This is a genomic window from Micromonospora sp. NPDC047707 (genome assembly GCF_040704235.1).
GTDB lineage: Bacteria > Actinomycetota > Actinomycetes > Mycobacteriales > Micromonosporaceae > Micromonospora.
Window position 1 is genome coordinate 193,796 of sequence record NZ_JBEYSU010000005.1, and the last position, 11,453, is coordinate 205,248.

11 protein-coding genes are annotated in these 11,453 nt (G+C 73.8%); 5 read left to right on the forward strand and 6 right to left on the reverse strand.

Features of this window, described 5'->3' with window-relative positions; all coding sequences use genetic code 11:
- The first annotated feature begins 94 nt into the window (after nt 1-94).
- Entirely contained in the window at nt 95-1,666 is a 1,572-nt protein-coding gene (locus tag AB0873_RS07940) for an NAD(P)/FAD-dependent oxidoreductase (protein ID WP_366598935.1), read from the forward strand.
- Nucleotides 1,667-1,729: 63 nt separating this feature from the next.
- Here AB0873_RS07940 and AB0873_RS07945 read toward each other — a convergent pair whose 3' ends face one another.
- The 5 genes from AB0873_RS07945 to AB0873_RS07965 form a co-directional block, all read right to left on the reverse strand.
- The gene (locus tag AB0873_RS07945) at nt 1,730-2,326 is read right to left on the reverse strand and encodes a flavoprotein (RefSeq protein WP_366598936.1); all 597 of its coding nucleotides are present in this window, start codon (nt 2,324-2,326) and stop codon (nt 1,730-1,732) included.
- Between the two features lie 224 nt (nt 2,327-2,550).
- Complete coding sequence (locus AB0873_RS07950; RefSeq protein ID WP_366598937.1) at nt 2,551-3,198, reverse strand: class F sortase; 648 nt, start codon at nt 3,196-3,198, stop codon at nt 2,551-2,553.
- Complete coding sequence (locus AB0873_RS07955; protein ID WP_366598938.1) at nt 3,195-4,046, reverse strand: DUF4397 domain-containing protein; 852 nt, start codon at nt 4,044-4,046, stop codon at nt 3,195-3,197. The genes AB0873_RS07950 and AB0873_RS07955 overlap by 4 nt, the downstream gene beginning before the upstream one ends.
- Before the next feature lie 119 nt (nt 4,047-4,165).
- Complete coding sequence (locus AB0873_RS07960) at nt 4,166-4,912, reverse strand: NADPH-dependent F420 reductase (protein ID WP_366598939.1); 747 nt, start codon at nt 4,910-4,912, stop codon at nt 4,166-4,168.
- Nucleotides 4,913-4,985: 73 nt separating this feature from the next.
- Nucleotides 4,986-5,480 carry a glutathione peroxidase gene (locus AB0873_RS07965; RefSeq protein WP_366598940.1) on the reverse strand — a complete coding sequence of 165 codons (495 nt, stop codon included), beginning with the start codon at nt 5,478-5,480 and terminating at the stop codon, nt 4,986-4,988.
- A gap of 209 nt (nt 5,481-5,689) precedes the next feature.
- On the opposite strand from AB0873_RS07965, the gene AB0873_RS07970 reads away from it, so the two are divergent.
- From AB0873_RS07970 to AB0873_RS07985, 4 genes are all read left to right on the forward strand, one after another.
- Entirely contained in the window at nt 5,690-7,318 is a 1,629-nt protein-coding gene (locus AB0873_RS07970) for a glycosyl hydrolase family 18 protein (RefSeq protein WP_366598941.1), read from the forward strand.
- Nucleotides 7,319-7,468: 150 nt separating this feature from the next.
- Entirely contained in the window at nt 7,469-7,945 is a 477-nt protein-coding gene (locus AB0873_RS07975; protein ID WP_366598942.1) for a hypothetical protein, read from the forward strand.
- Between the two features lie 85 nt (nt 7,946-8,030).
- Entirely contained in the window at nt 8,031-9,437 is a 1,407-nt protein-coding gene (locus AB0873_RS07980) for a class II 3-deoxy-7-phosphoheptulonate synthase (protein WP_155331067.1), read from the forward strand.
- 50 nt (nt 9,438-9,487) lie between these two features.
- Entirely contained in the window at nt 9,488-10,516 is a 1,029-nt protein-coding gene (locus tag AB0873_RS07985; RefSeq protein ID WP_366598943.1) for a GntG family PLP-dependent aldolase, read from the forward strand.
- Nucleotides 10,517-10,557: 41 nt separating this feature from the next.
- Here AB0873_RS07985 and AB0873_RS07990 read toward each other — a convergent pair whose 3' ends face one another.
- The gene (locus AB0873_RS07990) at nt 10,558-11,451 is read right to left on the reverse strand and encodes a deoxyribonuclease IV (RefSeq protein WP_366599015.1); all 894 of its coding nucleotides are present in this window, start codon (nt 11,449-11,451) and stop codon (nt 10,558-10,560) included.
- Nucleotides 11,452-11,453: the final 2 nt, after the last annotated feature.

Consider the following 11,453-nt stretch of genomic DNA (forward strand, 5'->3'; position numbering starts at 1 on the left):
GGGGCCCGGCCGGCTACCACCGCGCCGGTGGCCCGACCTCCGGTTGACGTCGGCGCTCGCCCCGCTGACGGAGCGCCGATGGGGGAGAGACGCAGTGGACAGCTACGAATTCATCGTCGTCGGCAGCGGGCACAACGCCCTGGTTGCCGCCGCCTACCTGGCCAGGGCCGGGCGCGAAGTGCTGATCCTGGAACGCAACGACCGGCCCGGCGGCCTGGTGCGCACCGAAGAGATGACCTTGCCTGGTTACCTGCACGACGTCTACTCCGCGGTGCATCCGCTGTTGCACGCCGGCCCCGTCTGGGCCGACCTCGGCGAGGAGTTGACCGCGCGTGGCCTCAGCTACGTCAACCCGGACCCGCCCACCGGAGTGTCCTTTCCGGACGGCCGTACGGCCGTCCTGCACCGGTCGATGGATGCCATGGTGGCCGAGGCGGACCAGCTCTCGCCCGGCGACGGCGATGCCTTCGCCGCATGGATGTCGGCCTTCGCGCCGTACGCGGGCGATGTCTTCGGGCTCCTCTCGCGCGAGCTGAGCGAGCCGGGTGCCAGGGCCGCCATCGGTCGGCTGCTCCGGGGCGACGGTGCGGGGCTGACTCCGTTCGCGGTCGACCTCTTCGACACCGCGCAGACCACCGTGTCCCGGTTCTCCTCGCCGGTACTGCGGGCGATGCTCGCGTCTTGGGTGCTCCACATGGGGCGCACGCCGAATGAGCCGGGCAGCGGCATCTGGGTCACCCTGTTCACCCAGACCGCGATGCGGGCGGGCATGCCGTTCCCGGTCGGTGGCAGCGAGGCCCTGGTCACCGCCCTGACCCAGTTGGTCACTGAGCACGGCGGGCGGATCGTCACCGACACGGAGGTGCATCGGATCCTGGTCGAGCAGGGGCGGGCGACCGGTGTGGTCACCGCTGACGGGACCCGGATGGCCGCTCGCCAGGCGGTGCTCGCCTGCACCAACGCCGACCAGCTCTATCTCAAGCTGCTCGGCGGCGACGCGCCGGACACGCTGCGCGCACAGGCAGCCCGGTACCGGTACGGTCGCGGATGCGTGCAGATCCATCTCGCCCTACGGGAACCGCCGCGCTGGCCGGACCCTCGTTTCGCGACCATCGGTCAGCCGTTCCTGACCAGCGGCCTGGACGAGTGCGCGCTTGCCGTGGCGCAGGGCATGGCGGGTCTGCTGCCCGCCGACCCGACGTTCACCGTGGACTGCCCGACCGCGCTGGATCCCAGCCGTGCTCCGGCCGGTGCGGCGATCCTTCGTATCCAGCTGCTGGAGATGCCGATCCGCCCGCGTGGGGACGCGGCCGGGGTGATCGATGTGGGCGACGGTGGCTGGAGTGACGACCTGACCAATCGGCTCGTGGACCGGGTTATCACCATGGTCGGCCGGCACATCCCCAACATCCCCGATGCGATCGCCGCGCACGCCGTCACCACACCGGACGACCTGGCGCGCTACAACCCGAACTGCGGCCCGGGTGATCCGTACGGTGGTGCGCACGACCTGGCGCAGAGCTACCTGCTGCGTCCGCTGCCCGGCCAGCCTGGCCACCGGACGCCCATCGACGGCCTGTACCAGCTCGGTGCCGGCACCTGGCCGGGGGCCGGCGTCAGCGGCGGCTCCGGGTTCATCGTCGCCCGGCAACTGCTCGGCGCGTGATCCATCTTGTCAGCTTCGTTGTTTCCGCGGTTCGCGCGATCCTCGTCGGTCTGCGCGGGGCGTTCAGCCGGACTGCAACGCCAGGTCGTCGGCGCTGCGCGGCCGGTCTCCGCCCGGTTGCTCGGGCACCGCTGTCGGCTGTACCGGCATCCGGGCGAAGCGGGTCCACTCGGCGATCACCCGCACGGCGGCGCGCCACGGGGCCCGGTCCGCGGGCTCGGCGGGCGCGGTCACCAGGACGCCCCAGTGCCGCAGCCGCTCGAGGTTCTCCAGGAACGCGGGGTGCCGGGCGAGCGCCGGGTTCGGGACGGGCACGGCGACGACCGGCAGGCCGATGGAGGTGGCCTCGTTGAGCAGCCGCAGGGCGAGGTTGTCGTTGAAGCCGTACGCCCACCTGTTGACCAGGTCGAAACCGGCCGGGGCGACCGCGTAGGCCTCGGCCGGCGGCAGTTCGGTGATCTGCTCGTCCGTGTGGACGGGGTGGTGGGTGAGGTCAGCTGCGGCGTCCGGGTCGATCACGTCGAGCGCGTCCGGGGTGGCGACGAGGTGGACCTCCCAGCCCAGCTGCTGGCAGGCGGTGATGAAGGATCTGAGTTGGGCGGCCGGTTCGGCGGCGCCGACGACGAGGTGCAGGACAGGCGGTCGTGACGTGGCGGGCATGGCGCTCCAATCGGCATGACGTGCACCGCGGATGTCCGTGTGGGTCCCGCAGCCGAGGGTAGCGAGCCGGGCGCGGACGCGAGCCGGAATCCAGTTATCCGGCTGGATCGGTTCGCGCCTGCGCCTGATCGGTTGGTCAGTGGGGCAGGTGCGGCCGCCGGCACCGGTCGAACGCCGACAGCTGGTCGGTCCCCGCGCCGACCAGGTCGTCCACCGCCGGTCAGCTACGGCTCGGCGACGGCGAACACCACCACGTTGTCCCGGTAGTGGCGCGTCCGCCGGTCGAAGTCGCCGCCGCAGGTCACCAGCCGCAGCTCGGGGCCGGGCGTCGGGCCGTACACGGCGGCGGTGGGGAAGCGGTCCTTGGGCGCCCGCACCGTGCCGGTGACCCGGAACGACACCACCCGGTCGCCGCGCCACACCTGCACCCGGTCGCCCCGTCGCAGCTCGCCCAGCCGGGCGAAGACGGCCGGTCCGGTGCGGGAGTCCAGGTGACCGGCGATCACGGCCGGACCGGGGTCGCCGGGGGCCGGCCCGGCGCCGTACCAGCCGGCCCGGGCGAAGTCGACCGGCGGGGCGAGGGCGCCGGCCGCGTCCACACCCAGCACCTCCAGCGGCGAGTCGACCGCGATGCGCGGCACGCGTACCCGGGTCGGGGCCGGCAGCCGCGCGGCCCGCGGGGCCGCCCGGGGGCAGTCGGTGGTGCAGCCCGGTCGCCAGTCCACGGCCGGCGGCGGCGAGGTGGTGGTGGTGGCCAGCCCGACCCCCGTCCCCGCCACCAGGCAGAGCGCCGCCCCGGCCGCGACGAGCGCGGTGGCCGGCGCCCCGCGGTCGCGGTGCCGCCGGATCGTGGCGTCGGGCCGGCCGGTCACCAGACGCCGCGCCGCCGGCGGCCGGTCAGCACCAGGCCCGCGGTCAGCGCGGCCACCGCGAGGCCGCCGGCGACCAGCGGGTACGCGGGCGGCCCGGTGCTGCCGCCGGCGCCGGCGTCGACGCCGCCCGTCGGGACGACGACGACCCCGCCCGCGGCGTCCTGCCGCAGCTCGGTGGTGAGCCCGCCCTGCTTCGCGTCCAGCACGAGCAGCGAGTAGACGGCCCCGCCGGTCAGCGTGACCTGCACGTCGGTCGTCGGGCCGCCGGCACTGCTCAGTCGCAACCGCAGGCGCCCCGGCTCGACCTGCTGGTAGTCCGTCGTGGTGGCGAACCGGACGCCGGTGGCGATGGGCGGGCCGTCGGCCGCCGCGACGTCGAGCACCGGGGCGCGCACCGACGCCTGCACGACGCGGACCTTGGCGTAGCCCGGCTCCGGAGCGCTCAGGTCGTCGTCGAGCACCCGCAGCCCGAGGTCCGCGTGCCGGCCGACCCCGGCGACCGTGTACGCCGCGCCGCCGCTCACCGCCACCTCGGTGGTCAGCACCGGAGGCTCGTCGGCGGGGGCGCCGGCCTCGCGCATGGCGACCGCGTAGCGGCCGGCGGGCAACGGCAGGTAGGTGGAGACCACCCCGTAGCCGACGCCGGGGAAGACCTGGGGCTTCTCCTGACCGGAAGCGGCCAGGTAGACGTCGACGGCGGGGGTGTCGGGGGAGAGGTGCGCCAGCCGGACGTAGCCGACCGGGGCGGCCTGCGCCGGGCCGGCGACGACGGCGACACCGCCGGCTGCGAGCAGGAGCGCGGCGGCGGTGACGAGCGGCCGGCGGGACGCGGTGCGGAGCGGGTGCATGTGGCCTCCGGGGCGCGGGGACGGGTGCCCGTCACCAGAGTCCCGTGAACGGGACTCCGGCGCAACCCTCGACACGCCGTCCACTCCGGACCGCCGCGGCCGGCGCTCCGCGGTGCGGGTCAGCGGGTGGCGGCGGCGAGGGCTGAGCGCACGCTGTCCGCGTCGGCCGGGGACTCCCGTTCCCAGTCCTGCGGGTCGGCCGAGTAGACGACCCCGTACGCCGGGGTGTCCGGCTGGTAGCGCCAGCTGTCGGCGAGCGTCCCGGCGTCGACCGGGTCGTACCCGAGCCCGTCGAGGAAGGCGGCGGCCTCGGCCTTCGCGCCCGGGTCGTCGCCGGCGACCGGCAGCGCGCTGCGGTCCGCGCTGCCGGCCGGGCGGGCCAGGGCGAGGAGGTGCTTGAAGAAGATGTTGTTGAACGCCTTGACCACCCGGGACCGGGGCAGGTGCCGCTGGAGCAGCTCGCTGCTGGTGGTCGAGCCGGCGTCCAACTCGGGGAAGCGGCCGTCCCGCTCGGGGTAGTAGTTGTTCGTGTCGATCACGAGCTTGCCGGCGAGGGGGTCGACGGGCACGTCCCGGTACGCCTTGAGCGGGATCGTCACCACCACCAGGTCGCCGTCCGCCGCCGCCTCCGGTGGGGTCGCGGCGCGGGCCCGGGGGCCGAGCTCGCCGACCAGGTCGGCGAGCGTGGCCGGCCCCCGGCGGTTGCTGAGGACGACGTCGTAGCCGGCGGCCACCGCCAGCCGGGCGACCGTGCTCCCGATGTGCCCACTGCCGATCAGCCCCACCGTCGCCACCCCGACCCCGTCCGACCGTCGTGCCGCGCGCCCCGGCCCCGTCTGCCCAACGTACTGCCGTGCGCCCCGCACGTTGCCGAGTTCCGCGCGTCCGGGCCGGGGAGGGCGCGGCGTGCCGGCCGGCGGTCCGGACCGGCCGTGCGGGTCAGGTGGTCGCGGGAAGGACCTTCTTGATCGCCGCGCGCAACTCCGGCGAACCGGGCTCGACGGTCGGCGCGAACCGCGCCGCGACCGTGCCGTCCGGCGCCACCAGGAACTTGTCGAAGTTCCACCGCACGTCACCGGTGTGGCCCTCGGCGTCCGGGGTGTCGACCAGGGCCGCGTAGAGCGGGTGCCGGTGCGGGCCGTTCACGTCCACCTTCTCGGTGAGCGGGAACGTGACGTCGTAGTTCACCTGGCAGAAGTCGCTGATCTCCGCGGCGCTGCCGGGTTCCTGGCCGGCGAACTGGTTGCAGGGCACGCCGAGCAGCGCGAGGCCCCGGTCGGCGTACTCGTCGTGCAGGGCCTGGAGGCCGGCGTACTGCGGGGTGAGGCCGCAGCGGGACGCGACGTTGACCACCAGCAGGGCGCGACCTCGGTACCGGGCGAGGTCGGCGGGCCCGCCGGTGAGGGCGTCGATCGGGGTGTCGAAGACCGTCATGGAGGCGAGGCTACGCGGATCGGAACCGTCGCTGCCGCCCGGCGTGCCCCTCGCGGTGGCGGGGTCGGCGGCCGGTGCGGGTTGGGCGACGCGGCCGGCTTTGCTCCTCACGAAATCGATACATGCACATCTTGACGAACTGGTGACGCCGTGAGTAGCGTCTCAGCAATCCTTTTGGAAAGTTTCCTAACTGTTTGGGGAGACGCCACATGAAGAGATCGTTCCGCCGGGCCCTCTGGGTCGGCGCCGTGGTCGCACTCACGGCCACGACGGTCCCGATGGCCTCGGCGTTCGGGGCCGGCAGTGTCACCGCCACGTTCGCCAAGGTGCAGGACTGGGGGACCGGTCACGAGACGCGGGTGACGGTCACCAACGGCTCGGACGCGTCGGTGAGCACCTGGCGCATCGAGTTCGACCTGCCCGCGGGCACCAGCATCAGCAGCTCCTGGGACGCCGACGTCACCCGCACCGGCAACCACTACGTGGCGGTCAAGAAGAGCTGGGCCGGCCCGCTCGCCCCGGGTGCCACCTTCAGCTGGGGCTACAACGGCACCGGCGCCTACAAGGCCCCGCTGAACTGCACCATCAACGGCGCCCCCTGCGGCGGTGGCGGCACCCCGCCCCCGACCACCACCGCGCCGCCGACCACCGCCCCGCCGACCACGGCGCCGCCCACCACCCCGCCACCGACGACGCCGCCGCCCACCACGCCGCCGCCGAGCGGGGACCGCAAGATCGTCGGCTACTTCGCGCAGTGGGGCGTCTACGCCCGCAACTACCACGTCAAGAACATCCACACCAGCGGCTCGGCCGCGAAGCTGACGCACATCCTGTACGCCTTCGGCAACACCACCGGGGGCCGCTGCACCATCGGGGACAGCTACGCCGACTACGAGAAGGCGTACACCGCGGCGGACAGCGTGGACGGCGTCGCCGACACCTGGGACCAGCCGCTGCGCGGCAGCTTCAACCAGCTGCGCAAGCTCAAGCGGATGTACCCGCACCTCAAGGTGATCTGGTCGTTCGGCGGCTGGACCTGGTCCGGCGGCTTCACCCAGGCGGCGCAGAACCCGGCCGCGTTCGCCGAGAGCTGCTACAACCTGGTCGAGGACCCGCGCTGGTCGGACGTGTTCGACGGCATCGACGTCGACTGGGAGTACCCGAACGCCTGCGGCCTCACCTGCGACTCCAGCGGACCGGCCGCGTTCAAGAACGTGGTGAGCGCGCTGCGCTCGCGGTTCGGCTCGTCGGCCCTGGTCACCTCGGCGATCACCGCGGACGGCAGCAACGGCGGCAAGATCGACGCCGCCGACTACGCCGGCGCGGCGCCGTACCTCAACTGGATCATGCCGATGACGTACGACTACTTCGGCGCCTTCAACGCGCAGGGCCCGACCGCCCCGCACTCCCCGCTGTACTCGTACCCGGGCATCCCCCAGCAGGGCTTCTGGTCCGACGCGGCGATCCAGAAGCTCAAGAGCAAGGGCATCCCGGCCAACAAGCTGCTGCTCGGCGTCGGCTTCTACGGCCGCGGCTGGACCGGGGTGACCCAGACCGCGCCGGGCGGCACCGCCACCGGGCCGGCCCCGGGCACCTACGAGCAGGGCATCGAGGACTACAAGGTCCTCAAGAACACCTGCCCGGCCACCGGCACCGTCGGCGGCACGGCGTACGCCAAGTGCGGCAGCAACTGGTGGAGCTACGACACCCCCTCCACCATCGGCGGCAAGATGACGTACGCGAAGAACCAGGGCCTCGGTGGCGCGTTCTTCTGGGAGCTCTCCGGTGACACCAGCAACGGTGAGCTGATCGGCGCCATCAAGGGCGGTCTCGGCTAGTCCGCAGGCCGACGCATCACCCACACGGCGGGGAGGGACCGCGCACCGGTCCCTCCCCGCCCGCGTGTGCCGACGGGCCGTCGGCCGGCTCGATGTGACAGACTCGCCGCTCGACGGGGGTTGACTGTCCACGGGCGTTTCGGAGGTGGCATGCGTACGGCGTACCGGAGGCTGGCGGTCGGCGCCCTCGTCGTGGCCCTGCCGCCCGCCCTGACGGGGTGCGGGATCGGCGGCGACGACCAGCCGGCGGAGCGCCCCGGACGGGCGCCCGTCGAGGAGGCCTCGGCGAAGGCCCGGGAGCGGGTCCAGGCGTACCTGGACGCCATGACGGCCAAGGACGTGGCCGCCGGGCGCAGCCAGCTCTGCGCGGCGATGCACGAGGCGTTCGACGCCGCCGCCACCGGGCCGAACGGTGACTTCGCCGACCACTTCGAGGTACCCCAGGCGCAGATCACCGACATCCGCCCCGGCCCGCAGGGCCTCCAGGTGAGCACGGCGGTGTCGGTGACCTCGGGGCGGCAGAAGCTCACCCGCCCGCTGCTGTTCACGGTCACCCGCGACGGGGCCGACTGGTGCATCGCGGGCGAGGCGCGCGGCAACCCGCCCAGCCCCGCCGCCAGCCCCTGACCGGAACCGGTGAGGGATCTCTCACCTGCCGGAACGGCGCCCCTCGCCGCCCGGCCGCCCGGCCCGTCGCCGTACGCTTTCTGGCATGCGCCATGAGTGGCATCAGCTGAGCCATCCGGCCGTCGGCAGCCCCGTGCTCCAGACCAGCCGGCCGACCGTCGACTCCGCCGAGGACGCGGCCCTCGGCCTGGACCTCTGGCGCGACCTGCCCCGCGCGCAGACCCCGCCCTGGCCGGACCCGGCCCAGGTCGCCGAGGTCTGCAAGGTGCTGGAGAACGTGCCGTCGGTCGTGGCGCCCTACGAGGTCGACCAGCTACGGCAGAAGCTCGCGCTGGTCTGCGAGGGCAAGGCGTTCCTGCTCCAGGGCGGCGACTGCGCCGAGACCTTCGCCGACAACACCGAGAGCCACCTGCTCGCCAACGCCCGCACGCTGCTCCAGATGGCGATCGTGCTGACCTACGGCGCCTCCCTGCCGGTGGTCAAGGTCGCCCGGGTCGCCGGCCAGTACACGAAGCCCCGGTCCCTGCCGACCGACGCCCGCGGCCTGCCGGCCTACCGCGGAGACATGATCAATTCTCTGGAGGCGACACCGGAGGCGCGGATCGCCGACCCGCAGCGCATGATCCGGGCATACGCCAACTCCGCCGCCGCGATGAACATGCTCCGCGCGTACCTGGCCGGCGGCCTGGCCGACCTGCACGCCGTGCACGACTGGAACAAGGGGTTCGTGCGCAACTCGCCCGCCGGCGAGCGGTACGAGGCGATCGCCCGGGAGATCGACCGGGCCCTCGCCTTCATCCGGGCCTGCGGGATGACCGACGACGAGGCGCTGCGGACCGTCACCCTCTACTGCTCCCACGAGGCGCTCGCCCTCGAGTACGACCGGGCGCTCACCCGGGTCTCCGACCAGCGTCCGTACGGCCTGTCCGGGCACTTCCTGTGGATCGGGGAGCGCACCCGGCAGCTCGACGGGGCGCACATCGACTTCATCTCCCGGATCGCCAACCCGATCGGCGTGAAGCTCGGCCCGACCACCACGCCCGACGAGGCCATCGAGCTGTGCGAGAAGCTCAACCCGGACAACGTCCCCGGCCGGCTCACCCTGATCAGCCGGATGGGCAACCACCGGGTACGCGACGTCCTGCCGCCGATCGTCGCCAAGGTCACCGCGGCGGGGGCCAAGGTCGTCTGGCAGTGCGACCCGATGCACGGCAACACCCACGAGTCGTCCAACGGCTACAAGACGCGCCACTTCGACCGCATCGTCGACGAGGTGCTCGGCTACTTCGAGGTCCACCGGGGTCTGGACACCCACCCCGGCGGCCTGCACGTCGAACTGACCGGCGAGGACGTCACCGAGTGCCTCGGCGGCGCCCAGGGCATCGAGGACCTCGACCTGCCCGACCGGTACGAGACCGCCTGCGACCCGCGACTGAACACCCAGCAGTCGCTGGAGCTGGCCTTCCTGGTTGCGGAGATGCTCCGTGGCTGACCCGAGGAGTGAGCTGGCGAGCCCCGCAGCCGGCAGCCGGAAGGATGACCGTGGCTGACCTCATCGATCTTCGTTCGGACACGGTGACCCGGCCGACCGCCGGGATGCGGGAGGCCATGGCCACCGCCGACGTCGGCGACGACGTCTACGGCGAGGACCCGACGGTCAACGCCCTCGAGGCCGAGGTCGCCGCGCTCTTCGGCCACGAGGCGGCGCTGTTCTGCCCGACCGGGTCGATGGCCAACCAGATCGCCCTGCAACTGCTCGTGCCGCCCGGCAACGAGCTGCTCTGTGACGCCGACGCGCACGTGGTGACGTACGAGATCGGCGCCGCCGCGGCGTACGGCGGCATCTCGTCGCGGACGTGGCCGGCGGTCGGCGCGGACGTCGACCCCGACGCTGTCGCCGCCATGATCCGGCCCGACGGCTACTGGGCGGTGCCCACCCGGGCCATCGCCGTCGAGCAGACCCACAACCGCGGCGGGGGCGGCGTGATCCCGCTGGACACGCTGCGCGAGCTGCGGCGGGTCGCCGACGACGCGCAGGTCGCGCTGCACTGCGACGGCGCCCGCATCTGGCACGCGCACGTCGCCGACGGCGTACCGCTGGCGACCTACGGCGGGCTGTTCGACACCCTGTCGGTCTGCCTGTCCAAGGGCCTCGGCGCGCCGGTCGGGTCGCTGGTGGTGGGCGGCGCCGACCGGATCGAGCGGGCCCGGTTCGTCCGCAAGCGGATGGGCGGCGGCATGCGGCAGGCGGGCGTCCTCGCCGCGGCCGGCCGGTACGCCCTCGCGCACCACGTCGAGCGGCTCGCCGAGGACCACGCGAAGGCGGCCCGGCTCGCCGAGGCGGTCGCGCCGTTCGGGGTGCTGGCCGGCCCGGTCCGGACGAACCTCGTCCCGCTGGACCTGACCAAGCATCCACTGGACGCGAAGGCCCTGGCCGCCGCGGCCCGGGCCGAGGGCGTGCTGGTCTCGGTGCTCGGCCCCCGCACGGCCCGCCTGGTGACCCACATGGACGTCGACGACAGCGCCATCGACCGCGCCGTGGCGGCCGTCACCCGGATCCTGCGCGCCTGACCCATTCGAGCGCGCCGGTGCGGACTGCGGCGGGCCGGGGGTCAGGGGCGGAGGCGCTTGAGGGTGGCGACGTCGGCGGCGTGGCCGACGTGCTTCTCCGTCGGGGTCTCCACCACCACGGGCACGCCGGCGGTGGCCGGGTGGCGCATCAGCTCGGCGAACGCGGGCTCGCCGATGGTGCCCTTGCCGATGTTCTCGTGCCGGTCCCGGGTGGAGCCGCACAGGTCCTTCGAGTCGTTCGCGTGCACCAGCCGCAGCCGCTCCGCCGCGACCGTGGCGACCAGGACGTCCAGCGTCGCCGTCATGCCGCCCTCGGCGGCCAGGTCGTGCCCTGCCGCCCACGCGTGGCAGGTGTCGAAGCAGACGCCCAGCATCGGGTGCCCGTCCACCGCGTCGAGGTAGGGGCCGAGCTGCTCCACCCGCGAGGCGAGCGACCGCCCGCCGCCCGCACTCGGCTCGACCAGCAACATCGGCCCGCCGGCGTCGCCCGCCGCGTCCAGCAGCGGGAGCAGCGCCTCGCGGACCTGCCGCATCGCCGCCTCGGCGTGGCCCGCGTCCACCGCGCTGCCGGCGTGGAAGACCACCCCGCGCGCCCCGATCGCCGTTCCCCGGCGCAGCGCGTGCGCCAGCGTCGCCGCCGACCGCTCGACCGTCGCCGCCGTGGGGGAGCCAAGGTTGACCAGCAGCGACGCGTGGATGAAGACGGGAACGCCGCGCTCCGCGCAACCCTCCCGGAACAGGGCGTCCTGGACCGGGTCACCCGGTGGCAGCGCCCAGCCCCGCGAGTTGGAGACGTAGACCTGCACGACCTCCGAGCCCGCCGCATCGACGTACGGCAGGGCCGCCTTCGCCAGGCCACCCGAGGTCGGCGTGTGCGTGCCGACCGGCCGGTGCTGCGCCGGGCCGCGGTCGGCGCCGGTCACCGGCGCGGTCATCG

Coding starts and splice junctions, on each gene's coding strand:
- AB0873_RS07945 (WP_366598936.1), bottom strand. CDS start 2,326: ATGCCCGCCACGTCACGACCGCCTGTCCTGCACCTCGTCGTCGGCGCC.
- AB0873_RS07955 (WP_366598938.1), bottom strand. CDS start 4,046: ATGCACCCGCTCCGCACCGCGTCCCGCCGGCCGCTCGTCACCGCCGCC.
- AB0873_RS07965 (WP_366598940.1), bottom strand. CDS start 5,480: ATGACGGTCTTCGACACCCCGATCGACGCCCTCACCGGCGGGCCCGCC.
- AB0873_RS07970 (WP_366598941.1), top strand. CDS start 5,690: ATGAAGAGATCGTTCCGCCGGGCCCTCTGGGTCGGCGCCGTGGTCGCA.
- AB0873_RS07975 (WP_366598942.1), top strand. CDS start 7,469: ATGCGTACGGCGTACCGGAGGCTGGCGGTCGGCGCCCTCGTCGTGGCC.
- AB0873_RS07980 (WP_155331067.1), top strand. CDS start 8,031: ATGCGCCATGAGTGGCATCAGCTGAGCCATCCGGCCGTCGGCAGCCCC.
- AB0873_RS07990 (WP_366599015.1), bottom strand. CDS start 11,451: ATGACCGCGCCGGTGACCGGCGCCGACCGCGGCCCGGCGCAGCACCGG.